Source organism: Streptomyces sp. MMCC 100 (genome assembly GCF_041538145.2).
Lineage (GTDB): Bacteria > Actinomycetota > Actinomycetes > Streptomycetales > Streptomycetaceae > Streptomyces.
This window is the reverse complement of record NZ_JBGORK020000001.1, coordinates 4,476,426-4,498,561: the sequence shown is the minus strand read 5'-3', so window position 1 is coordinate 4,498,561 and position 22,136 is coordinate 4,476,426. Positions and strand designations below refer to the sequence as shown.

General features: G+C 72.1%; 20 protein-coding genes and 1 pseudogene. 10 read left to right on the top strand and 11 right to left on the bottom strand.

Annotated features, from left to right (window positions below; translation table 11 throughout):
* Positions 1-102 precede the first annotated feature (102 nt).
* Entirely contained in the window at positions 103-942 is an 840-nt protein-coding gene (locus tag ABS735_RS20980; RefSeq protein WP_373901114.1) for a putative protein N(5)-glutamine methyltransferase, read from the top strand.
* A gap of 18 nt (positions 943-960) precedes the next feature.
* On the opposite strand, the gene ABS735_RS20975 is transcribed toward ABS735_RS20980, so the two are convergent.
* Positions 961-3,042: a SpoIIE family protein phosphatase gene (locus tag ABS735_RS20975; protein WP_373901115.1), complete on the bottom strand. Its 2,082-nt coding sequence runs from the start codon at positions 3,040-3,042 to the stop codon at positions 961-963.
* Between the two features lie 313 nt (positions 3,043-3,355).
* Here ABS735_RS20975 and ABS735_RS20970 point away from each other — a divergent pair, with 313 nt between their 5' ends.
* From ABS735_RS20970 to ABS735_RS20955, 4 genes are all read left to right on the top strand, one after another.
* Entirely contained in the window at positions 3,356-4,246 is an 891-nt protein-coding gene (locus tag ABS735_RS20970) for a hypothetical protein (protein ID WP_373901116.1), read from the top strand.
* A gap of 77 nt (positions 4,247-4,323) precedes the next feature.
* A complete protein-coding gene (locus tag ABS735_RS20965; protein WP_373901117.1) occupies positions 4,324-4,695 on the top strand; it encodes a hypothetical protein in 372 nt (123 codons plus the stop codon).
* Positions 4,696-4,806: 111 nt separating this feature from the next.
* Positions 4,807-6,822 (top strand): FAD-dependent oxidoreductase, encoded by a 2,016-nt coding sequence (locus ABS735_RS20960; protein ID WP_373901118.1) that lies wholly within the window; start codon positions 4,807-4,809, stop codon positions 6,820-6,822.
* Positions 6,823-6,867: 45 nt separating this feature from the next.
* A complete protein-coding gene (locus ABS735_RS20955) occupies positions 6,868-7,419 on the top strand; it encodes a PadR family transcriptional regulator (protein WP_373901120.1) in 552 nt (183 codons plus the stop codon).
* A gap of 20 nt (positions 7,420-7,439) precedes the next feature.
* On the opposite strand, the gene ABS735_RS20950 is transcribed toward ABS735_RS20955, so the two are convergent.
* Together ABS735_RS20950 and ABS735_RS20945 are read right to left on the bottom strand one after the other, a co-directional pair.
* Entirely contained in the window at positions 7,440-7,991 is a 552-nt protein-coding gene (locus ABS735_RS20950; protein WP_373901121.1) for a hypothetical protein, read from the bottom strand.
* A gap of 174 nt (positions 7,992-8,165) precedes the next feature.
* Positions 8,166-9,146, bottom strand: coding sequence for a fibronectin type III domain-containing protein (locus tag ABS735_RS20945; RefSeq protein WP_373901122.1), 981 nt, complete (start codon positions 9,144-9,146; stop codon positions 8,166-8,168).
* A 422-nt stretch (positions 9,147-9,568) separates the two neighbouring features.
* Here ABS735_RS20945 and ABS735_RS20940 point away from each other — a divergent pair, with 422 nt between their 5' ends.
* Complete coding sequence (locus ABS735_RS20940; RefSeq protein WP_373901123.1) at positions 9,569-10,420, top strand: glycoside hydrolase family 75 protein; 852 nt, start codon at positions 9,569-9,571, stop codon at positions 10,418-10,420.
* 157 nt (positions 10,421-10,577) lie between these two features.
* Here ABS735_RS20940 and ABS735_RS20935 read toward each other — a convergent pair whose 3' ends face one another.
* From ABS735_RS20935 to dhaK, 3 genes are read right to left on the bottom strand one after another with little or no spacing between them, the layout of a single operon-like run.
* Positions 10,578-10,991, bottom strand: coding sequence for a PTS-dependent dihydroxyacetone kinase phosphotransferase subunit DhaM (locus ABS735_RS20935; RefSeq protein WP_373901124.1), 414 nt, complete (start codon positions 10,989-10,991; stop codon positions 10,578-10,580).
* Positions 10,984-11,583, bottom strand: a complete 600-nt coding sequence (dhaL, locus tag ABS735_RS20930) for a dihydroxyacetone kinase subunit DhaL (protein WP_373901126.1) — start codon at positions 11,581-11,583, stop codon at positions 10,984-10,986. The genes ABS735_RS20935 and dhaL overlap by 8 nt, the downstream gene beginning before the upstream one ends.
* Positions 11,584-11,632: 49 nt before the next feature.
* On the bottom strand, positions 11,633-12,625 hold the full coding sequence (dhaK, locus tag ABS735_RS20925) for a dihydroxyacetone kinase subunit DhaK (RefSeq protein WP_087811023.1): 993 nt from the start codon (positions 12,623-12,625) through the stop codon (positions 11,633-11,635).
* Between the two features lie 901 nt (positions 12,626-13,526).
* On the opposite strand from dhaK, the gene ABS735_RS20920 reads away from it, so the two are divergent.
* Positions 13,527-15,290, top strand: a complete 1,764-nt coding sequence (locus ABS735_RS20920; protein WP_373901127.1) for a chloride channel protein — start codon at positions 13,527-13,529, stop codon at positions 15,288-15,290.
* Here ABS735_RS20920 and ABS735_RS20915 read toward each other — a convergent pair.
* The gene (locus ABS735_RS20915; RefSeq protein WP_373901128.1) at positions 15,278-15,811 is read right to left on the bottom strand and encodes a MarR family winged helix-turn-helix transcriptional regulator; all 534 of its coding nucleotides are present in this window, start codon (positions 15,809-15,811) and stop codon (positions 15,278-15,280) included. The two genes, ABS735_RS20920 and ABS735_RS20915, sit on opposite strands and share 13 nt — an antisense overlap.
* 257 nt (positions 15,812-16,068) lie before the next feature.
* Between ABS735_RS20915 and ABS735_RS20910 the strand changes: the two genes are divergently transcribed.
* Entirely contained in the window at positions 16,069-16,611 is a 543-nt protein-coding gene (locus ABS735_RS20910) for a nitroreductase family deazaflavin-dependent oxidoreductase (protein WP_373901129.1), read from the top strand.
* An 835-nt stretch (positions 16,612-17,446) separates the two neighbouring features.
* Here the strand turns inward: ABS735_RS20910 and ABS735_RS20905 are convergent.
* Positions 17,447-17,545, bottom strand: a pseudogene (locus ABS735_RS20905) (YceI family protein); the annotation flags it as partial.
* 506 nt (positions 17,546-18,051) lie between these two features.
* Here ABS735_RS20905 and ABS735_RS20900 point away from each other — a divergent pair.
* Both ABS735_RS20900 and ABS735_RS20895 read left to right on the top strand, forming a co-directional pair.
* Positions 18,052-19,257, top strand: a complete 1,206-nt coding sequence (locus tag ABS735_RS20900) for a cupin domain-containing protein (protein WP_373901131.1) — start codon at positions 18,052-18,054, stop codon at positions 19,255-19,257.
* Positions 19,257-20,165: a sucrase ferredoxin gene (locus ABS735_RS20895; RefSeq protein WP_373901132.1), complete on the top strand. Its 909-nt coding sequence runs from the start codon at positions 19,257-19,259 to the stop codon at positions 20,163-20,165. The genes ABS735_RS20900 and ABS735_RS20895 overlap by 1 nt, the downstream gene beginning before the upstream one ends.
* Positions 20,166-20,297: 132 nt before the next feature.
* On the opposite strand, the gene ABS735_RS20890 is transcribed toward ABS735_RS20895, so the two are convergent.
* From ABS735_RS20890 to ABS735_RS20880, 3 genes are all read right to left on the bottom strand, one after another.
* Positions 20,298-20,816, bottom strand: coding sequence for a DUF488 domain-containing protein (locus ABS735_RS20890; protein WP_476755887.1), 519 nt, complete (start codon positions 20,814-20,816; stop codon positions 20,298-20,300).
* An 80-nt stretch (positions 20,817-20,896) separates the two neighbouring features.
* Positions 20,897-21,109: a hypervirulence associated TUDOR domain-containing protein gene (locus tag ABS735_RS20885; RefSeq protein WP_373901135.1), complete on the bottom strand. Its 213-nt coding sequence runs from the start codon at positions 21,107-21,109 to the stop codon at positions 20,897-20,899.
* A gap of 96 nt (positions 21,110-21,205) precedes the next feature.
* Positions 21,206-22,132 carry a LysR family transcriptional regulator gene (locus tag ABS735_RS20880; RefSeq protein ID WP_373901136.1) on the bottom strand — a complete coding sequence of 309 codons (927 nt, stop codon included), beginning with the start codon at positions 22,130-22,132 and terminating at the stop codon, positions 21,206-21,208.
* Positions 22,133-22,136 lie beyond the last annotated feature (4 nt).

Genomic DNA, 22,136 nt, shown 5'->3' with positions numbered 1-22,136 from the left:
ACCGCTGTGTCGGCCCGGGTGCTCTCGTCTCACGGCAGTGCGGTCACCGGAAACGAGTGACCGGGAGAGCGCCCTTCGGTTCCCGAAAGGCTCTCGGCTTCCATGCCTCCACCCTTCCCCGCTTCACCTTCTCCTTCGCCGTCTCCTTTTCCTTCTCTCTTCTCCGCGTCCCTCCCGTCGCGTGACTCCGTCGTGGCCGCGCTGCGCGCCGCCGGCTGCGTCTTCGCCGAGGACGAGGCCGCCCTCCTCCTGAACGCGTCCCGCACCGCCGCGGAACTCACCGCGCTGGTCGAGCGCCGTGTCACCGGCCTGCCCCTGGAACTCGTCCTGGGCTGGGCCGATTTCCGCGGCCTGCGCATCGCCGTCGCCCCCGGTGTCTTCGTGCCCCGCCGCCGCACCGAGTTCCTGGTGTCGAAGGCCCTGGCCCACGCGCCGCACGCGAACGTCGTCGTGGACCTGTGCTGCGGGTCCGGAGCCGTCGGCGCGGCCCTGGCGGCCGCGCTCGACCGGCCCGAGGTGCACGCCGCCGACGTCGATCCGGCCGCGGTGCGCTGCGCCCGGGGCAACCTCGCCGACGCGGGCGGCCGGGTGTACGCCGGTGACCTGTTCGACGCGCTGCCCGACGCGCTGCGCGGCCGGGTGGACATCCTCGCGGCCAACGTGCCGTACGTCCCCAGCGGCGAGGTCGCCCTGCTGCCCGCCGAGGCCCGCGAGCACGAACCGCTGGTCGCCCTCGACGGCGGCAGCGACGGCCTCGACGTGCTGCGCAGGGTCGCGGCCGCGGCGCCGGGCTGGCTCGCGCCGGGCGGCTGCCTGCTGGTCGAGACGAGCGAACGCCAGGCAGCCGACGCCGTCGACGCCTTCACCCGGGCCGGTCTTACCACCCGCCTCGCGGTCTGCGAGGACCTGTACGCCCACGTGGTGATCGGCGTCAGGGACTGACCGTCTCCGCCCGTACCCCTACGGCACCGGCGGCGTGGCCCGGGCGATGAGCAGGGCCACGTCGTCGGAGTTCTCCGGCTCGTGCAGGGTGCGCAGCAGGAGGTCGCAGACCTCCTCCAGCGGGCGGTCCGGGCCCTCCAGCAGGGCGAGGAGCGCGTCCAGCCGCTCGTCCAGCGGATGCCGGCGCGTCTCGACCAGGCCGTCGGTGTAGAACACCAGCCGGTCGCCCGGCTCCAGGTCGACGGTGGTGGTGGCGAAGGCGACGCCGCCCACCCCGAGCGGCACCCCGGTGGGCAGGTCGAGCAGCTCGGGCGGCCGGCCGGTCCGCAGGCGGACCGGAGGCAGGTGCCCCGCGTTGGCGATCCGGCACTGCCGCCGGTGCGGGTCGTGCTCGGCGTACAGGCAGGTGGCGATGGCCTGGTCCAGACCCGCCGTGGTCCGCTCCAGGTGCCCGAGCAGCTGCGCGGGTTCCAGCTCAAGGGCGGCCAGGGTGTTCGTCGCGGTGCGCAGCCGTCCCATGGAGGCCGCCGCCGCGATGCCGCTGCCCATCACGTCGCCCACCACGAGCGCGGTCCTGCCGCCCGCCAGCTCGATCACGTCGAACCAGTCGCCGCCGACCTCGCTGGTGCCCCCGGCCGGCTGGTACCGGGAGGCGACCTCGAGCCCGCCCGTCACCGGCGGATGGCTGGGCAGCAGGCTGCGCTGGAGGGTGAGCGCGGTGTCGCGGGCGTTCTGGTACCAGCGGGCGTTGTCGATCTGCAGTGCCGCCCGGGCGGCCAGCTCCCGGGCCAGCAGCAGGTCGTCCTCGCCGAACGGCAGGGGATTGGCGATCCGTTTCAGGTCCAGGGCGCCCAGCACCTCGCCCCGCGCGATCAGCGGCACGGCCAGGTACGAGTGCACGCCCGCCCGGCCCAGCAGCTCGGCCGCCTCCGGGGAGCGGGCGATGCGCCCCAGGTCCTCCCGCGTCACCCGCGCCACCATCACCGGCCGGCCGGTGCGCACGCACTCGGTCACCAGGCGATCCGGTCCGTACCGGGCGACCTCGCCGGGCCGGTCGGCCGCCCGCAGCGCGTCCCGGGCGTCGTCGGCCCGCACGGCCAGCGCCCTGATCACCGCGGGTTCGGCCGGACCCAGCGTGCTGCGCCGGCCCTCCACCACGGCGTCCAGCAGGTCCACGGCCGCGATGTCGGCGAGGTCGGGCACGGCCACGTCGGCCAGCTCGTACGCGGTGCGGTCCAGTCGCAGCGTGGTGCCGATCCGGGCGGAGGCGTCCGCCACGGCGGCCAGCCGACGCCGCGCGCCCTCGGCCTCGGCGGCCGTCCGGTACTGCTCGGTGACGTCGACGATCGAGACGGCCACGCCCAGGACGGCGCCCAGGGCGTCCTCCAGCCGGTACAGCGACACCGACCAGGCGTGCTCCTCGTCCGGGTCGGCGGGGGTCCGCCCGGTCGCGGGCCGGTCGACGACCGGCCGCCCGGTCTCCAGCACCCCGCGTGCCGCCGCCTCCAGCGGGTCGGCGTCGACCTCCGGCAGCAGTTCACGGATCGTACGGCCGAGGTGCTCCTCGGCGGGGATGCCGTTGAGCTGCTCCAGGGCCGGGTTGACCGACACGTACCGCAGCTCGGTGTCCAGGACGGCCAGACCGATCGGGGACTGCATGATGACCCTCGTGGACAGGGCCACGTCCCGCTCCAGCCGGCGCACCATCGACTGGTCGGCCGCGAGTCCGAGGGCGTAGACGTCACCGCGGTCGTCCAGCAGCCGCATGTTGCGGAACTCGACCAGACGGGTGCTGCCGTCCTTGCGCCGGACGGGAAAGGCGCCGGCCCAGCTCCGGCCGGTCTTCATGACGTCCCCGAACAGCTTCACGACCAGGTCGAGATGGCGTTCGTGGACCATGATGCGGGCGGCGTACTGTCCCAGCGCCTCCGGCGCCGAGTATCCGAACAGCTCCTCGGCCTGCGGGCTCCACAGGACGATCCGGCCCTCGGTGTCCAGCACGATCGAGGCCACGTTCAGCAGGTCGAGCAGCCCGCTGGGTCGCACGGGTCCGCGCGGCGACGGCTCGCCCTCGAACCCGGCAGACCCCGCTGCACTCATCCCACGCCCCGCCTTCACCGTCCGACGCGGCACGCCCTTCGCTGCCGACTCCTTTGTTCTACCGCGTTCCACCGCGCACAGGGCCGGTTCTCCATGGCTCCGCGTCTCCTTCCAGCATCTCCCCGCAGGACGGAGAGCGCCGCACGAAGCGCCCGGGCCGCCGCACGAAGTACCCGGGGCCGCCGCACGAAGCGCCCGGGACCGCCGCACGAAGCGCGTCCGGAGTTGGTCTGTACATGACTGTGTGAGCGGTCCAGACTGTGCGCCGAGTGCCCCACGCCCGCCCGTGCCGCCCCCCAACCGAGGAGCCCCCATGCCCCTGCGTGCCCGGCAACGTTGTCACGTCGCCCTGACCGGACTCGCCGTCCTCGCCCTCTCGCTCGGCCTGGCGGGTCCGGCACAGGCCAAGGCCCCCGCCGCCGACGCCGCCGACACCTGGACCGAGGTGGGCTCCGACCGCGCCGACCCACTGACCGAGAGCCAGGGCCTGGCCTCGGTGGAGGTCCCGGCCGGCAGCCCCAACCGCTACACCGGCATCGGCACCGTCCCGCTCGGCCTCAGCACCCGGGGCTGGAACCACGTCGGCGACCCCGACGCCTCCTACGACGGCCACTACATCGAGCCGTACCAGCGCGACGACGGGAACACGAAGATGTTCCGCGTGCAGGCACCGGACGGGAGCTGGTCGGAGTACGTGCACACGCTGAGCGCCGGGGAGGCGCTCAACAACTCGTGGTCCGCGATCTCGCCGGACGGCCAGTGGATGCTGGCGGGCGAGTGGGGCACCATGAACCGGCTGCTGGTCTTCCCGACCCCCGGCGTCAACCCCGCGACCTCGCCCTCGGCGAACCTCCCGCAAGCCGCCACCGTCCACCTCGACCACGCCGTGCGCGACGTCCAGGGCTGCGACTTCCTGGACGCCACCACGTTGCTCTGCTCCTCCGACGACCCGGACGGCACGCTCTTCGGCCTCACCAAGCCGCTGCTGAGGATCGACCTGTCGGCGGCACCGAACGGCACCGCCGACGTCACCGGCCACGTCACCGCGCTGCGGCAGCTGCCCCTGCGCAGCGCCTGCTCCGGGAGCTTCGAGGCCGAGGGCATCGACTACGACCGGCGTACCGGCACCCTGCGCGTGATCGTCGTGTCGCCCGGCTTCTGTGTGCTGACCGACAGCAAGACGTACCGGTTCACCCGGGGCTGACCCGGCCCCTTCGCGCCGGGCGGCGGGTGGTGCTTTTCTGGTGGTATCGGCCATGACCACGAGAGGGAGCGATCACGATGGACGGTGAGCGACTGCATCCGGAGTCCGTCTCGGTGGAGCTGAGCGGATGCAGCAAGGAGGACGCCCGGGTCGTGTTCGACACCCTGTGCGCGTGCTTCTCCTCCGACCGGCACGCGGGCGACGTGACCAGGGAGTACGACGAGGTGCGCCCGACCGTGTGGCTCGGCACCTTCGACGTGGCCGACGAACAGCGGGGCGAGTGCGACCCCGCCCGGCTCGGGGCGTCCGTGGAGGCCGACGTACAGGGCGGTTACTGGGCGATCGAGAGGTTCCGCACCACCCTGGACTCCCTGTTCACCGTGCACGACCTGAGCACGGCCTCCGGGGACCAGGAACGGGAACTGCACGTACGACTCGAGAGTCACTGAGCCGGCCCTTCCGAGCGCGGTGAAGTGTGCGCCACCCCGTTTTGCAACTAGTTGCAAAATGAGGTGGCGGTCCTCTACAACAGAGGCACCACACCGCGCACGGAGGGCCCGATGAGCCGTTACCCGCACCTGCTGAGCCCGCTCGACCTGGGCTTCACCACGCTGCCCAACCGGGTCCTGATGGGCTCCATGCACGTCGGGCTGGAAGAGGCCGAGCGCGGCTTCGAGCGCATGGCCGCCTTCTACGCCGCCCGGGCCCGCGGGGGAGTGGGCCTCATCGTCACCGGCGGCATAGCCCCCAACGACGAGGGCCGCCCGTACGAGGGCGGCGCCAAGCTCACCACGTCGGACGAGGCCGGGCGGCACCGTGTCGTCACCGACGCCGTGCACCGCGAGGGCGGCCGCATAGCCCTGCAGATCCTGCACTTCGGCCGCTACGCCTACCACGCGGACCTGGTCGCCCCGAGCGCGCTCCAGGCCCCGATCAGCCCCCACGTGCCGCGCGAGCTGACCGACGCCGAGGTCGAGCGCACCATCGACGACTACGTCCGCACCGCCCGCCTGGCGCGCGAGGCCGGGTACGACGGCGTCGAGATCATGGGCTCCGAGGGCTACCTCATCAACGAGTTCATCGCCGCGCGGACCAACCACCGCACCGACCGCTGGGGCGGCTCGTACCAGAACCGCACCCGCTTCCCCGTCGAGATCGTCCGCCGAGTGTGCGAGGCCGTCGGCGAGGACTTCATCGTCGTCTACCGCCTGTCCATGCTCGACCTGGTGCCCGGCGGCTCCACCCTCGACGAGGTGATCACCCTCGCCAAGGCCGTCGAGGCCGCCGGGGCGACCATCATCAACACCGGCATCGGCTGGCACGAGGCCCGCATCCCCACCATCGCCACCTCCGTGCCCCGCGGCGCCTACACCTGGGTCACCCGGCGACTCATGGGCGAGGTGTCGGTCCCGCTCGTCACCACCAACCGCATCAACACCCCCGAGGTGGCCGAGGCGCTGCTCGCCGAGGGCACCGCCGACATGGTCTCGATGGCCCGCCCGATGCTCGCCGACCCCGACTTCGTCGCCAAGGCCGCGGCCGGCCGCCCCGAGGCCATCAACACCTGCATCGGCTGCAACCAGGCCTGCCTGGACCACACCTTCAGCGGACAGATCACCTCCTGCCTGGTCAACCCGCGCGCCTGCCACGAGACCGAGCTGGTCCTGACCCCCACCCGGCGGCGCAAGCGCGTCGCCGTCGTCGGCGCCGGACCGGCCGGCCTTGCCTGCGCGGTGAGCGCCGCCGAACGCGGCCACGAGGTCACCCTGTTCGACGCCGCGAGCGAGATCGGCGGACAGCTGAACGTCGCCCGCAAGGTCCCCGGCAAGCAGGAGTTCGACGAGACGCTGCGCTACTTCCGTACGCAGCTGGCGGCACACGGCGTCGACGTACGCCTGAACACCCGCGTCGGCGTCGCCGACCTCACCGGCCACGACGAGGTCGTCGTCGCCACCGGCGTCACCCCGCGCACGCCCGACATCCCCGGCGTCGGCCACCCGTCCGTCGTCGGCTACCTCGACGTCCTGCGCGACGGCGCCCCCGTCGGCGAACGCGTCGCGATCCTCGGCGCGGGCGGCATCGGCTTCGACGTCGCCGAGTACCTCACCGACGGCGGCGACAAGGCGCACGAGGACCCCGAGGCGTACTTCCGCCTCTGGGGCGTCGACACCGGCTACCGCGCCCCCGGCGGCCTCGCCGCGCCCGAACGTCCCGCACCGCCGCGCACCGTCCACCTGCTCCAGCGCAAGACCTCCAAGGTCGGCGCCGGACTCGGCAGGACCACCGGCTGGATCCACCGCACCGAGCTGAAGCACCGCGGCGTCACCATGGTCCCGGGCGTGCGCTACGACCGGATCGACGACGCCGGACTCCACATCACCGTCGGCGACGAGTCCACCGTGCTGGAGGTCGACACGGTCGTCCTGTGCACGGGCCAGGAACCGAGCCGGAGCCTGTACGACGACCTGGTCGCCGCCGGACACCGCGCGCACCTCATCGGCGGCGCCGACGTGGCCGCCGAACTGGACGCCAAGCGCGCCGTCAAGCAGGGCACCGAGCTGGCGGCGGCGCTGTAGGGCAGGGCGGGCGGAGGGCGGGCGGGCCGTCCCTAGGATGAGCCCATGTCACTCCCGCACGCGATCCTCACCGCCCTGGTCGAAAAGCCGTCGTCGGGGCTGGAGCTGACCCGCCGGTTCGACAGGTCGATCGGCTACTTCTGGTCGGCCACGCACCAGCAGATCTATCGCGAGCTGGGAAAACTGGAGGCGGAGGGCCTGATCCGCGCACTGCCCGGCCGGCAGCCGGCCCGCGGGCAGAAGAAGTCCTACGAGGTCCTGCCCGCGGGCCGCGCCGAACTGGCCCGCTGGACCGCCGCCCCGCACGACCCCAAGCCCCTGCGGGACACGATGCTGCTGCGGCTGCGCGCCGCCGCCGTGGTCGGCGCCGCCGGTGTCGAGGCGGATCTGCGGCGCCATCTGGAGCTGCACGAACGGCAGTTGGCCGAGTACGAGGAGATCGAGGAGCGGGACTTCCCGCCCGGTCGCGACAGCACCGAGGACCGGCTGCGGCACCTGGTGCTGCGAGCCGGCATCGACCTGGAGACGTTCTGGACCCAGTGGCTCAGGCACGCGCTGGCGGAGTTCGCCGAGCTGCCCGGCGACGAACCGGCCTGACCGCCTTGGTGGGAGCCCGTTCAGAACCGGTACGGCTTCGAGCGGCGGCGCAGGAACCACGCCGCGGCGATGGCCCCGGTACCCACCAGCGCGCCGCCCGCCACCAGGGTGGCCGTGCCGTAGTCCTGGACGGCCCCGCCGAGACCGCCCATGACACCGCCCGGCGACGCGGACGGAGAGGGAGCGGCGGAACGGCTGGGCGAGGGTGAGGGAGCCGAGGAGACGATGACCGTCTGGGTGCCGGCGGTGCTGTTGTTCGAGCACATGACGATCACCGTGTAGGTGCCCGGAGAGATACCCGACCAGGCCGCGGACTGGCCCGAACCGCTGCCGGACAGCGCCACCTGACGCCCCTGGGCGAAATCCCGCTGGCTGCTGGTGAGCAGCGAGGCGGTGCCCCAACTGCCGTTGAGCTGGGCGCAGGCCGTGGTCGTGACCGACACCGTGGTCCCGGTGGTGCTCACGGAGATCCCCGGTCCGGCCAGAGCCGGCCCTTTGACCAGGACGACGGGCAGCGCGGCGACGGCTGCCACGGTCGCACCGGAGCGGAGAAGGGGCGATGAGATGCGCATGTGGACTGCCCTCCGGCGGCACGGTCGGCGGTACATCCCTTGCGCCGCCGGGGTCGGGAACGCCCGTGCCCCCTCTGGCAGCCAACAGGGCGCCGGCCGCGCCCGCATGCGGAGCGCGACCGCCCAGGTGACGCGTTCACCGCTCCGCCCCGCCCGGGAGCCGACCGGGCGTCATCAGCCCGCGCCCGTGGTCACCTTCCGCTCCGCCGAGAACCCGCCCCAGGTCCCGTCGGCCAGCCTCGCCCGGATCCGGACCCGGTGCGTGACCCCGGCCTCGCGACCGGTGTAGAAGCTGTACTCGGCGCGGTCGCGCGGCGCGTCGGCCCCGTAGACCAGCGAGGTCGCCGCACGTCCGTCGAGGTGGATCTGGTACTCGGTCACCGGACCGTCCGTGCGCGGCGGGACCCAGGACAGGTCGAGGTAGTACGCCCCGTCGGCCAGACGGGAAGCGGCGCGCAGTCCGGTGGGCGCGGTGGTGCGCCCGTCGTCGGAACCCGGGGTGGTGAGCCGGACGGCGGTGCCGGCGGGGGAGACGTTGTCGGCGGCGTCCCGCGCCCGGACGGTGAACGCGTAACGGGTGCCCGGTCGCAGCCCCGTGACCACGGCCGCCGTCTGCTCGCCGCCGACGCTGTGCACCTTCGCGTCGCCCTGGTAGACGTCGTACGACACGACTTCGCGGTCGTCCTCGGCGGCCGACCAGGTGAGCTGGACCGCCCGGCTGTCCACCGCCCGGCCGCGCACGTCACCCGGGCGGGTCGGAGCGGACGCGTCGGCCACCGCGGCGGGAGTGGTCGCCCGCACCTCCTGGCTGCGCGGCCCGAGCCGCCCGTCGGCGTCCCGCGCCCGCACGGTGAAGGCGTACGCCGTCGAGGGGCGCAGCCGGGTGACGTCCACCATCCGCTCGGACGCCGGCACCTCCTTGACCAGCGTGCCGCCGCGGTACACCTCGTAGGTCTCGACGTCGTCGACCGCGTTCCACATCACGTGCACGGTCGTCGCGCTGCCGGCCTTGGCGGTGATGCCCGTGGGCACCGCGGGCAGCCCACCGGTGTCACCGTCCTCGCCCGTGCCCCAGCCGCAGGACGTGAGCAGGACGAGCACCCCGCAGAGCAGGGCGCACCGGCGCGCAAGAGCGGGAACGGGAACGTCACGCACGGCTCTGCCTCCCCTACGGCGTCGACTCGACGGCTGCGGCGGTGACTCGACGGCCGTGGCCCGCAATGGTCCGGACCAATATGACGCCTATGGCGCGGCCACATCAAGAGGGCCGTGGGTCACGGTCACTCGGAAGGGTTACGTATGCTGAGTCACCTCACGGCCGAACTCCTCGTATGTCCAGGGCAGTTCGGTCCGGTGGCGCGTGGACCGCTGTCGTCGCTGACCCCGCGCCGGCGCGGGCGGCCGGACGGGCCGGAGCCGGAACAGGCCCGGCCCGCCCGCCCCCGGTCGTCCGCCTCTCGTCACACGGAGCGGACAGCGGGTGTGCACCGTCTGGCCCTGTAAAAGGTGGTCGCGTGAGCGTTTCGGGGACAGATGGGGCCGAGTGTTCGCCCATGTCCCCGAGGAGAGGCCACAACGTGCGTGTCCAGTCGCTGACACTGGTCGCGGCCAGCGCCGCCCTGCTCGCCCCCACGACGTTCCCCGACGCTCCGCCCGCGCCACTCCCCGACCCGGCGCGGATCCTGCTGCCCGGCACCCCCGACCGGGCCGTGCCGCTGCGCGCGGACCGGTCCGGAGTCCGGGTCGGACCCGTCCCGCACGTTCCGGCCGGGCAGCCCGCGCCCCCCTCGCGGGTCGGACCGGACTCGGCGGCCGGTGCCCGTCCGAAGCGGAACGGGCACGAGGGACCGGTCCGCGCGGCCGACCTGCTGGCCAGGGTGCGGGACTGCGACCCCGTCTCGCGCGGGCGCTACCGCAGCGACGCCGGAGCGCCGGCGGACATCCCGGTCTGCGGCACAGAGGACGCCGTGTACTGGAAGGCCGACCTGGACGTCGACTGCGACGGCAGGCCCGGCGACCGGTGCAACGGCCGCACCGACCCGCACTTCAGCCCCGCCACCGCGTACACGGAGTCGGACGGCCGCCCGCTGGACGCCGAACGCCTGCCCTACGTCGTCGTGCCCGGACCGAGCGACACCTGGGACCCCGGCGAGGACGACGTCCGCGGCGGATCGCTCGCGGCCCTGGTCCACGGGGACCGGGTGCGGTACGCGGTCGTCGGTGACGTCGGCCCCAGCGACCTCGTCGGCGAGGCCTCCTACGCCGCCGCGCGTTCCCTCGGCATCCCGGCGGATCCGGCGGGCGGCGGCGTGGCCTCCGACGTGACGTACATCGTCTTCAAGGACAGCGAGGTCGAGCCCATCGAGGACACGGCCGCGGCCGAGAAGGCGGGGGAGCGGCTGGCACGGAAGTTCGTGGACGGGGACTGAGCGGGCCGGGGCGGCCGGGACCCGACGGGACCGACCGCCCCGGACCTTCCGTCGGGACCTTTCGTCGGCACCGTCCGTCCGGGCCTCCGGCGCAAGACTCCGGTTCTGGACTCCAAATCTGGACTCCGGCTCAGCCTCCCCCGTTCGGACCGTCCGCTCAGGCCTTCCGGTAGGTGTACGCCTCCGCGGCCGCCGCCTCCACGGCCGCGAGGTCGGCGCCCGTCGAGGCCGTGACGACCGCCGCCACCGCGCCCTCGACGAAGGGCGCGTCCACGAGACGGGTGTTGTCCGGGAGCTCGTCGCCCTCGGCGAGCAGCGCCTTGACGGTGAGCACCGCACTGCCGAGGTCGGTGAGGACGGCGACCCCCGCACCCCGGTCCACGGACGCGGCGGCGGCCGCGACCAGTTCCGAGCTGGTACCGAACTCACCGGAGGCGGTACCGCCCGCCGGGGCGACGGCCACCGCCCCGGCGCCGCCCGACAGGGCCTTCGCCAGTTCCGCCACGGAGGCGGCCACCTCGGCGCTGTGGGAGACCAGCACGATCCCCACCAGCCGCTGCTCGTCACTCACCGGCCGTCTCCTTCAGCGCCTCGAAGAGCAGCGCGGCCGAGGTCGCCCCCGGGTCCTGGTGACCGATGCTGCGCTCGCCCAAATAGCTCGCCCTGCCCTTGCGGGCCTGCAACGGCGTGGTCGCCTCGGCTCCCTCCACGGCCGCCGTACGGGCCGCGGCGAACGAGTCGCCCAGGGCGTCCACGGCGGGCACCAGGGCGTCGACCATGGTCTTGTCGCCCGGCGCGGCACCGCCCAGCGTCCGGACGGCGTCCACCCCCGTCCGCAGTGCCTCGGCCAGCTGGTCCGCGTTCACCTCCGCCGAGTCCCCAAGCGCCTTGCCGGTACGGCGCAGCAGCGTCCCGTACAGGGGCCCGGAGGCACCGCCGACCGTGGAGATGAGCTGCCGCCCGGCGAGGATCAGGACGGCGCCGGGAGTTCCGGGCGCCTCCTTCTCCAGCGCGGCGGCCACGGCCGTGAACCCGCGCTGGAGATTGCTGCCGTGGTCGGCGTCGCCGATGGGTGAGTCGAGAGCGGTGAGCCGTTCCGCCTCGCGGTCCACCAGCGCGGTGGTCGCCGTCATCCAACGGCGGAAGAAGTCGGCGTCGAGCACAGGATCTCCTTGCCTGGTAGGTACGTGGCGATTCTTCCCCCGCTCGCCGTCACATGCCCCACCTCAGGCCCGGGGTGCTGACCGGCGCGTCCCACAGTCCGAGCAGTTCCTCGTCGATCTCGCACAGGGTGACCGAGGCGCCGGCCATGTCCAGGGAGGTGACGTAGTTCCCGACGAGGGTGCGGGCGACGGCCACACCCCGCTCGCCCAGTACGCGCTGCACCTCGGCGTTGAATCCGTACAGCTCGAGCAGCGGCGTCGCGCCCATGCCGTTGACCAGGACGAGGACGGGGTTGCGCGGGCCGAGGTCGGTCAGCACCGCGTCCACGGCGGCCTCGGCGATCTCGCCCGAGGTCATCATCGGGCGCCGCTCCCGGCCGGGCTCCCCGTGGATGCCGATGCCCAGTTCCAGCTCACCGGAGGGGAGGTCGAAGGTGGGGCTGCCCTTGGCCGGCGTCGTGACGGCGCTGAGCGCCACCCCGAAACTGCGGGAGCTGTCGTTGACCCGGCGGGCGATCGCCTCCACCTGCTCCAGCGGCCGGCCCTCACGCGCCGCCGCCCCGGCGATCTTCTCCACGAACAGGGTCGCCCCCGTGCCGCGCCGCCCGGCCGTGTAGAGGCTGTCCGTCACCGCCACGTCGTCGTTGACCAGCACCTTCGCGACCTGGATGCCCTCGTCCTCGGCCAGTTCGGCGGCCATGTCGAAGTTGAGCACGTCACCGGTGTAGTTCTTGACGACGAAGAGCACCCCGGCCCCGCTGTCCACGGCCGCCGCGGCCCGCACCATCTGGTCCGGCACCGGCGAGGTGAAGACCTCACCCGGACAGGCGGCCGACAGCATCCCGGGCCCCACGAACCCGCCGTGCAGCGGCTCGTGCCCGGAACCACCCCCCGACACCAGAGCGACCTGCCCGGCCACGGGGGCGTCCCGCCGCACGATCACCCTGTTCTCGACATCCACGGTCAACTCGGGATGGGCGGCCGCCATACCGCGCAGCGCGTCCGCGACGACGGTCTCGGGAACGTTGATGAGCATCCTCAAGGCTATCTCCTAGGCAGGTTGGCAGGCGGGCGTCTGACCTGTGTCTTTGCTGGTCAGAGTCATGGAGGTCAGTTCGTGACCTTGACGGTCGGTGGCGGTCGTGAGCGGGTTCTGGCGGTACTGACGCTGGCTCAATGCTGACCTTGATGACATAGCGTCAGGTTTTCACGGCGAGTCGGCTACAGACCGACAAGAGTCCTGCAAGGGCAGTATCGACCGTGCGACCGCGAAGGTCACGCGAGGCGACGTCTGCAGAGGCTAGGGAATACCGATCTGGCAGATACGACCAAAGCGCAGGAGCTGTCACACGCCTGCTCCTGCCTCAAGGGGCTGCCGCTCGCCACTTCCACACACTGCTCGCGCGATCGCCGTTCCGGGGACCTCGCCGCGCAACGGCGGAACTCCGGCCTGGATGCGCACTGCGAAGGTGCCGACGGTCCTCGGTGATGACGGCGCCCACATCAACACCGGGCCGATCGTCCCGCCCGCACGCACAACCTCGCCCTCGCCGCATGACCACACATGTCCGAACACCGCTCCGACCTGCCCGATCACGGCCTTCTGCAACATCCTTCAGGCCCTCATCGTCGTAGTACCGCAACGACCTCGCGCTTATGCCGCTGACTCCGGAAGCTTGGCTGATCTTCATAGCTGACAGCAACGTCCGGGGCGCCCCAGGCTTCCGAGCGTCAGCGACCCCCTGTCCCGCAACATCAGGTGGATTGGTCCCCGACGTCTGCGGGTATAGCGTCGGCTCTCCACGTTTTGCATAATGCAAAAGTAGGAGAGGAGTGGAATGACCACGACCGGCACCACAGCAGGCCATGGGCCGGGCCTTCCGGCAGCCCGTCCGGCCAACGCACCCGGGCGCGCGGGGCTGCGCTCGGCACCCTGGGGTTTGATGGCACTGGCGGTGGTCGTCGGCGCGGGTGCCGGAGTGGGGTCGCTCGTCTTCCGCTGGTGCATCGGCGTCTTCACTCACCTGTTCTCCGGCCACACCGACTACGCGGCCGCGCCCGGAACGGCCAACCCGCATGTGCCCTGGCTGGGCCCGTATTTCGTCCTGGTGGCGCCGGTACTCGGCGGACTCCTGTACGGTCCGCTCGTCCACCGGTTCGCCAGGGAGGCCCGGGGCCACGGGGTGCCCGAAGTCATGGTCGCGGTCGCCCAGCGCGGTGGACGGATCAGCCCCAAAGTCGCGGTGGTCAAGACCCTCGCCTCGGCGCTGACGATCGGCTCGGGAGGCTCGGTCGGCCGGGAAGGGCCGATCGTGCAGATCGGCTCCGCACTCGGCTCCACCCTGGGCCGCGTGGCCAAGGTGACCGAGGGACGGATGAGACTGCTGGTCGCCTGCGGGGCCGCGGCGGGCATCGCCGCGACCTTCAACGCCCCGCTCGCCGGCGTCTTCTTCGCCATGGAGCTCATCCTCGGCACCATGAGCGCGGAGGCGTTCGGTGCCACGGTCCTGTCCAGCGTCACCGCGAGCGTGATCGGACGCGCCGCTCTGGGCGACGTCGCATTCCTCGACCTGCCGGACTTCCACGTCGGCCACCTCGCCCAGTACGGCCTCTTCGCCCTGCTCGGCCTCGTCGCCGCCCTGGCGGGGGTGGGCTTCTCCAAGATTCTTTACCTGATCGAGGACGCCTGTGACTGGCTGTGGCGCGGCCCGGAGTGGCTGCGCCCGGCAGTCGGAGGGCTGGCGCTCGGCCTGCTCCTCCTCGTCCTGCCCGAGATGTACGGCGTCGGCTACCCGGTGCTTCAGAAGGCCACCGAGGGCGGGTACGCGATGGGATTCCTGCTGCTCCTGCTGGCCGGCAAGGTGCTCGCGACCAGCCTGACGATCGGTATCGGGGGTTCGGGCGGCGTCTTCGCGCCCAGCCTCTTCATCGGCGCGATGCTCGGCACCGCCTACGGCACCGCGGTCCATGGCCTGCTGCCGGGGACCGCGGGGCCCGTGGGGGCGTACGCCCTGGTGGGGATGGGTTCCGTGTTCGCCGGGGCCGCCCGTGCCCCGATCACGGCGGTGGTGATCCTCTTCGAACTGACCGGCGAGTACAGCATCATCCTGCCACTGATGCTGGCCATCGTGCTGTCCACAACCGTGAGCCGCCTGCTGTCGAGGGACACCATCTACACGCTCAAGCTGCGCCGTCGCGGCATCGACCTCTCGGGGCCCGTTCGGGGTGCGCCGATCGGCGCCCAGCGGATCGGCGCCGTGATGGAGCCGCTGCCCGCACCGCTGCCCGCGGCCACCAGTCTGGTCGAGGCGGCCGACCGCCTGAGCCTGTCCGGCCACGGAGGACTCCCCGTGATCGACGCCTCCGGCACGTATGTCGGTGTCGTGACCGCCCAGGCGGTGGCCGAGGCACTCGCGGAGCAACCGGACAGCGCCCCCGAGCACGTCGGCCGCCTCGCCGTGCCGACCGCCCGCGTCACTGCGGACCAGCCCGTGACCCGGGCCTTGGCCGCTCTCGTCTCCGCCCCCGGCACCGGACTGCCGGTGTTCGACTCGGCGGACGGGAGCCCCAGAGGGTGGCTGAGCCCGCACAGCGCGCTGCGTGCCGTACATGTCGAGACGGCCCACCGCTCGAAGCCGGGCGGCAGGGTGGGCGCCGTGACGGCGCTCGGCCCTTCGGCTCCGGGCAGGCGACGTCACACGTCGTGAGCCGCCGGAAGGTCCACCACCCATCCCAACGGGTGGGTCTCGGCGATGTCCGAGGTCGGGGCGAGGGGCTCGGCTCCGGCCCGGTTGAAGGCGGCCAGGGCTTCGATGAGCGCCAGCCGCTGTGTAGGGGTGAGCATTTCCACGATTCCGGCGATCTCGGAACGCCGTCGGGCCGTGACGTGCTCGACCGTGCGACGCCCTTCCTCCGTGAGCTGCAGCAGCGTCTCCCGGCGGTTGCGGGGGTTGAGCTGCCGGGCGGCGAGGCCTGCCGCGATCAGGCGGTCAACCATGCGCATCGCCGTGGACGGCGCGACCTGCAACTGCTCTGCGAGCGTGACCAGCTTGGTCGCCCCTCTCGTGAGCACCACCAGCATGCGGAACTGCGCCAGCGTCACCCGTTCCTCGACCGCGGCCAGAGAACGGGCGGACACCGCGACCAGCAACCGCGACGCGGTCAGCACCTCTCGGGTGACGGCATCCACGTCGTCCGTGGCTCCCAGCGGGCTCTCCTGCTCGGTCATGCTCCCTTTCTACCGTGCCGAAGCCCTCGTCCACACGGCGGTGGCACCAGCCCAGCGGCAAGAGACGCGGAACGGCCGGGTCAGAGACGGCGAACCGCGCCGCGGTCACGGAGCGACAACAGGTCGGACTCAGCACTTCTCCCGACCCTCCCCGACATATTTAGACTATGCAAAACTTTCTGAGATGAACCATTCGTCGACGGACCGTCTGCCCCACTGAAGCCGGATTCGACGTCCATCCGCACCGGGAGGCGGACATGCCCGACAAGGACACGGTTACCCCGCGGCCTTCCCCGCCCACGGGATGGCGCCGGGCAATCGCCCGTATCCCCGTCCTGCTGTTCCGCGCCGGTCTCGGCCCGGTCTTCGGCCAGCGCCTCCTACTGCTGCACCACGCGGGGCGGGTTTCAGGACTGGACCGCCGGGTCGTCCTCGAAGTGGTGGCGTACGAACCGGACTCCCGGGCATGGACCGTCGCCTCGGGTTTCGGCCCGGGTGCCGACTGGTACCGCAACCTCCGCGCGCAGCCGAAGACCGTCCTGCAGTTCGGCAACCGGCACCACGCCGTCACCGCCTACTTCCTCTCCCCGGGGGACGGCGCCGCGATCATGGAGGAGTACGGCGCGCGCCGCCCCCGCACCGCCCGCCGACTGTGCGCGTTCATGGGCCTGCCCGCCGACGGCAGCGCGTCGGCGTTGCGCCGCGCCGGGCACGCGACCCCCTTCGTACGCCTCGAATCCGACACACCCCCGCGAAACCGGGCACGACGCGCCGGCGACGGTGGCAGGCAGGAGCGCTGACGTGCACGACCCCGTCCCCGCGTCCGAGTGGCGGAAGTTCCTCACCGACAGCGAGAAAGCCATCCGAGGATCCGCCCCCGTCGAGCCGACCGCCCGGGAACGCATCGCCGCGCGCCCCCGAGAACCTGGTGCCGGGCAGAGCCCCGTCGGCGAACTCTGGAGCGACGACACGAAGACCGCACCACAATGGCGGAGCCTCGACACCCGAAGCAGGCTGCGCCGTGTCGGACGCATCGTCACCGCGGGCGCGGCCCTCGCCCTCCTCCTGGCACTGTTCTCCTGCCTCCCCCGGACCCCGCCGGGTCTTCCCACACATACGCATGACACCACGCCACGACAGAACGCCACCGCCGACGACCGTCCACGGACAGAAGACCCCTCCGCCCCAACGGCCGGCAGCTCCGAGGGACGAGACCTGACTTCCTGACTCAGGATGCCTCCAGCCGTTTCGCGAGCCGCTGTCCGGAACAGTGCTGCTCGACCGTTCGTGGTCAAAACCCGCCTGGGGCAAGCCAGGAGCACACCGCCCTCCCGGGCGGCGCCAGGTCGGGGTCATAGAGGGCGAAGGTGCGTGTCCCGCATACCTGGAGCCCCCGGACGAACAGGTCGACGGTGTCGTCCGGAGCGTCGGTGGCGAGGTACGGCGTGAACGCGCGGCCGCGGAGCGTCGGGCCGCGACGGGACGGCCGGCGGGTCAGGCCGGCAGGGCTCGGACGAGTACGGAAGGACAGACGGCGGAGGACGTACGGCAGTAGTCGACGTGCCGCCGGCTGATCAGCCGCGCACCCGAGGGGGGTGGGTACGGGTGCGCGGCTGATCAGCCGCGCACCCGNAAGGGGTCCGTACCGCCGCCGACCACCTTGCGCCCCATGGTGTCGCTGACCGTGAACTCCGCGTTCGGTACCGGATCGTTGACGGGGTCGAGGACGCGGCAGACAGGGAGGTGCGGGTGGTGCGCGGCTGATCAGCCGCGCACCCGTACCCACCCCCCTCGGGGCTGCGGCGGGTGCGACCGGATCGGCTGACCGCCCGGCGGCCAGGTTCTTGCTCGAATCGAGGCTTTCGCCGGGTGGCGCTACGGTGTTTGTGGGGGGATGTCCCACGAGGGACCGCTCTGTGCGGTGATGAGACCTCCGCAACGGGAGCCCGGTCCTCACCTGCCCGACCTGCGGGAGGAATCATGACCAACCCCGAGCAAGACCCCAACCAGCAAGAAGGTCCCGCGGACGGTGGTGCGGCCGGGACGCCCGGTGTGCATGACGGTGGGGCCGATGGTGGTGCGGAGGGTCCTGCGGACGGTGGTGCGGCCGGGACGCCCGGTGTGCATGACGGTGGGGCCGATGGTGGTGCGGAGGGTCCTGCGGACGGTGGTGCGGCCGGGACGCCCGGTGTGCATGACGGTGGGGCCGACGGTGGTGCGGACGAGTCCTCCAGCGGCACTTGAGTACCTCCCCGAGCGGATCCCAGCGCCGTGGCCCTGCGACAGCAGGCGCCGGGGCGCTGAACCGTCTGATCGACATGAGCCGGGGCGAATTCGCCCGTGACGTCTGGGCGCGGACAGCGCTGCACACACGGCGAGCGGATGACTTCTCCGATCTGTTCTCCGCGGACGCCGTGGACGAGCTGATCTCGCGACGCGGGCTGCGCACACCGTTCCTCCGTGTGGCCAAGGACGGCTCCGCACTTCCCGACGCGTCGTTCACCGCGTCCGCCGGCGTCGGATCCACCATCCCCGACCAGCTCGACGACACCGCCGTGTGGCGCGCCTTCGCCGACGGCGCCACCCTGGTGCTGCAGGCCCTCCAACGCACGTGGGAGCCGCTCGGCGGCTTCGTCGCCGCGCTGAGTGCGGAACTCGGGCACCCGGTGCAGGCCAACGCCTACGTCACTCCACCGCAGAACCGTGGGTTCGACGACCACTACGACGTGCACGACGTCTTCGTCGTGCAGATCCAGGGCACCAAGCGCTGGCTGATCCACGAGCCGGTCCACGCCGACCCGCTGCGTGACCAGCCCTGGACCGACCGGCGCTCCGCCGTCGCCGAGGCGGCGAAGGACGACGCCCACATCGACACCGTGCTCGAGCCCGGTGACACCCTCTACCTGCCGCGGGGGTGGCTGCACTCCGCCCAGGCACAGGGCGCGGTCTCGATCCACTTGACGCTGGGCATCCACAACTGGACGCGGTACGCGCTGGCCGAGCAGCTCGCGCAGTCGGCCCTCGCGGTGCTGCGCGACGACCCCCGCATGCGCACCACCCTCCCCCTGGGCATCGAGGAGCCGGACGACGAGATCGACACCGTCCGGAACCTCCTCGCCGCCGCCGTCGAAGAGGTGGACCCCGCACCGCTGTTCCACCGCACCCGGCGCGGGCAGGGACGGCCTGCGCCGTTGGGACCGCTGGTCCAGTTCGAGGCAGTCGACGGGCTCGGTCCCGATTCCGAGGTACGGCTGCGCGACGGACTGGAGCCGCGACTGGAGGGCCGGCTCCTGCGTACCCGCGTGGGCCGGCTCGAGTTCCCCGAGGACGACCTGGCGTCCGTCGCCCTCGTGCTCGGCGGGGAAACACACAGGGCCGGCGACCTCGGCGTCGGACTCGTCGGGAGACTGCTTCGTGCGGGCGTAGTGGTGCCCGCCGCATCGTGATGTCCCCGGCGGATGCGGCAGGCCCCTTCTTCTGTTCCGACGCCGCCCGCGTACGCGGCGACCCGATCGCCGGTACGGCCCCGTACGGCGGTGTCTGGGTTCTCGTCGAGTACCGGGGAGGCTGGCCGCCCAACGGTTTCGACGGCCTCGACTTCGAGCCCGGCGTCAAAGCACGCGTGTACCGCGCCGCCCGGGCGGCGCGGGCGCGGGTGCTCCTGGTGAGGCGGCACGGCCGTCGCGCGTCTTCGGGGCCCGTCCCCCGCTGGGCCGTACTGCGCTACGACGGTTCCGGGGCCTACCGCCAGCAGTGGGGTACGTGGAACTCGGACGCGGACCTGGCCGGGATCGTGGATGCCCTCGGCGCCCCGGGAGAAGTCGGTCACCCGCCCGTCCTCCTCGTCTGTGCGCACGGTCAGCACGACCCGTGCTGCGCGATCCGCGGGCGGCCCGTGGCGCGTGCGCTGAGCGAGCGCTGGCCGGACCTGGTGTGGGAGTGCGCGCACGTCGGCGGCGACCGTTTCGCCGCCAACGTCGTCGTCGCGCCCGACGGCGTCTACTACGGCGGCCTCGACGGCAGGTCGTCCGTCGCGGCGATCGAGGCGCATCTGGCCGGTCGGATTCACGCGGAGCACCTACGGGGGTACACGGACCTCTTTCCGGCGCAGCAGGCCGCTGTCGCCGCCGTACTCGGACACGTCGGACCGGCAGGCCGGCACGACTACGCGGTCACCGAAACGTCCCGCGACGGCGACCGCTGGAGGATCCGTGTCGCGGGCTGCCCGCCCCGAGCCCCGTCGTTCGACGTCGAGGTGCGGGCGTACCGCTCTCCGTCGACCCGGTTGACGTGCCGCGGAGCGGCGAGGAGTTCGGCCGTGGTCCACGAAGTCACCTCGATCCTCCCGGGGTGAGTCCTCGACCGAGACCAACCGCCCGACTCGACTGGCTGCGCATGCGCATGAAGGCGGCCGCGCCGCAGACTCGAGAAGGACCGGCGCCCGCGGGGATCGAGCGCACCGCTTCCCGGACGTCGTCGACGAAGGTCACGGCGACTCCGGGCCGGGCGGCGGGTAGATCAGCCGGCCGTCGCGGACCCGTGCGTGCTCGTTCAGGACAGCCGGTTTCGTGGTCGTCCTCGACATGATGTGCACGACCTCCACTCCGGCGACCAGCAGCGCGTCCGTGATCAGCCGCCGGTGGCACCGCCACGGCACCGCCTCGCTGCACATGACCGCGGGCCGCTCACGCTTCGCCAGTCCGATCAGTTCGTCCAGGCCCTCCGCGAACGCGTCGCCCGCCATGTAATCGGCGTAATCACGGAACGCCTTCACCCGCCACGCGCCATTTTCACTGGCGACGTTCTTGGGGGTGTACCGCCGGCCTCCGAGCCGAGGAATCCAACGGTATGCGATGTCGGACGGCAAAGCCTCGACGAGGGCCGCCCGGTTCCACTGGGGATACTTTCTCGACGAAGGGAAGGAGCGGACGTCGACCAGGCAGGTGATGTCGTGCTCGCGCAGCATCTCCAGCACCTCGTCGAATCCGCGCGTCGAATGCCCGATCGTGTGGACCCGGCCGTACCGACCGGCGGGCGGGCTGGTGGACGGGCTGGTGGACGGGTTGCTCCTGGGCACGGGATCAGTCACTGAGCCTTCGTCAGGGCTCCACCCTTGTGCATGGCGACGTGATCGGTCCTGTCACTCTTTATTTCGTATTGCGGGTCGTCCTCGGAGCAGTGCCGCGTATATCCCTTGAATTCCACGTCCCGCGTATGCCTTTTGATGATGACGCCTTCCACGTGCCCGGCCTCCGAGTTCCAGCGCACGTGGTCTCCCACGGAGAATTTCTCAGCCATTCCGGTCCCTCCGTTCCGCTCTTCGCGTCTTCCAGAATCTCATGCGGCCGGGGCAGCAGCTATCCAGCGGGCATGACGCAGTGCGGCTGCCGAAAACTACGTGGCCGACGGGTTGCCGGGGAGACGCTCCAGTGCGGAGGCCACGTCGGTGTGCCGGGCGACCTCCAGCAGGGCGCGGGCCATGGTCGAACCCGGCGCCCGCGCGCTGACCACGAGTCCCACCGGCACCGTCCGCGCCGGTCCGACGAGCGGCACGGCCCGCATTCCCTGGGGGATGCCGAAGACGTGCAGCCACGTGTGCGGCACGACACTGGCCCAACGGGCCGTCCTGACGTGTGCGAACAGCGTGGCCACCGAATCGGTTTCGATCCGGGGCGAGGGGCGCAGCCCGATCTCGGCGAACAGCGCGTCGACCACCCGCCGCCCCTGCATGGAACCGTTCAGCAGGCACAGCGGCAGCCGGGAGGCTTCCTCCCAGGTCGCCGTCGCCCGGTGCGCAGGTCCGTCCGTGATGTGTGTGAGCAGCACATGGCGCTCCTCGTAGAGAGGCGCTGCCCGGAATGCGTCGGGCAGGTTCTGAAGGTAGGTGATTCCGGCCTCGATCTCGAAGCTGAGCAGTTGCCGGAGAATGTCCTCGGACTGCAGGTCGGCCCGGACCTGCACCGTCACCAGCGGGTGCATGGCGCAGAACGGGGCGGTGAGCAGGGACACCGCCCCCGAGGCGGTGGGTACGGAACCGATGCGCAGGGCGCCGCTGAGTCCGGTCCGCAGGGCGCCGACCTCGTCCCGGAGCGCGTCACGGTCGGCCAGGATGCGCTGGGCCCAGACGACGATGCGCTCGCCCTCGGGTGTGAGGCCCTCGTACTTACGGGTGCGCCGGACCAGCGGAACGTCCAGTTCCTCCTCCAGCTTCCGGATCGCCTCGGACAGAGCGGGCTGGGAGACGCGGCAGGTCTGCGCGGCATGGGCGAAGTGATGTTCCCTGGAGAGGGCGACCAGGTACTCGAGCTGACGGAATAGCACGTTG

What these genes read in the sequence shown, in the direction of transcription:
- ABS735_RS20980 (WP_373901114.1), top strand. Translation starts at nt 103, where the DNA reads ATGCCTCCACCCTTCCCCGCTTCACCTTCTCCTTCGCCGTCTCCTTTT.
- ABS735_RS20975 (WP_373901115.1), bottom strand. Translation starts at nt 3,042, where the DNA reads ATGAGTGCAGCGGGGTCTGCCGGGTTCGAGGGCGAGCCGTCGCCGCGC.
- ABS735_RS20970 (WP_373901116.1), top strand. Translation starts at nt 3,356, where the DNA reads ATGCCCCTGCGTGCCCGGCAACGTTGTCACGTCGCCCTGACCGGACTC.
- ABS735_RS20965 (WP_373901117.1), top strand. Translation starts at nt 4,324, where the DNA reads ATGGACGGTGAGCGACTGCATCCGGAGTCCGTCTCGGTGGAGCTGAGC.
- ABS735_RS20960 (WP_373901118.1), top strand. Translation starts at nt 4,807, where the DNA reads ATGAGCCGTTACCCGCACCTGCTGAGCCCGCTCGACCTGGGCTTCACC.
- ABS735_RS20955 (WP_373901120.1), top strand. Translation starts at nt 6,868, where the DNA reads ATGTCACTCCCGCACGCGATCCTCACCGCCCTGGTCGAAAAGCCGTCG.
- ABS735_RS20950 (WP_373901121.1), bottom strand. Translation starts at nt 7,991, where the DNA reads ATGCGCATCTCATCGCCCCTTCTCCGCTCCGGTGCGACCGTGGCAGCC.
- ABS735_RS20920 (WP_373901127.1), top strand. Translation starts at nt 13,527, where the DNA reads ATGGCACTGGCGGTGGTCGTCGGCGCGGGTGCCGGAGTGGGGTCGCTC.
- ABS735_RS20915 (WP_373901128.1), bottom strand. Translation starts at nt 15,811, where the DNA reads ATGACCGAGCAGGAGAGCCCGCTGGGAGCCACGGACGACGTGGATGCC.
- ABS735_RS20910 (WP_373901129.1), top strand. Translation starts at nt 16,069, where the DNA reads ATGCCCGACAAGGACACGGTTACCCCGCGGCCTTCCCCGCCCACGGGA.
- ABS735_RS20895 (WP_373901132.1), top strand. Translation starts at nt 19,257, where the DNA reads ATGTCCCCGGCGGATGCGGCAGGCCCCTTCTTCTGTTCCGACGCCGCC.
- ABS735_RS20885 (WP_373901135.1), bottom strand. Translation starts at nt 21,109, where the DNA reads ATGGCTGAGAAATTCTCCGTGGGAGACCACGTGCGCTGGAACTCGGAG.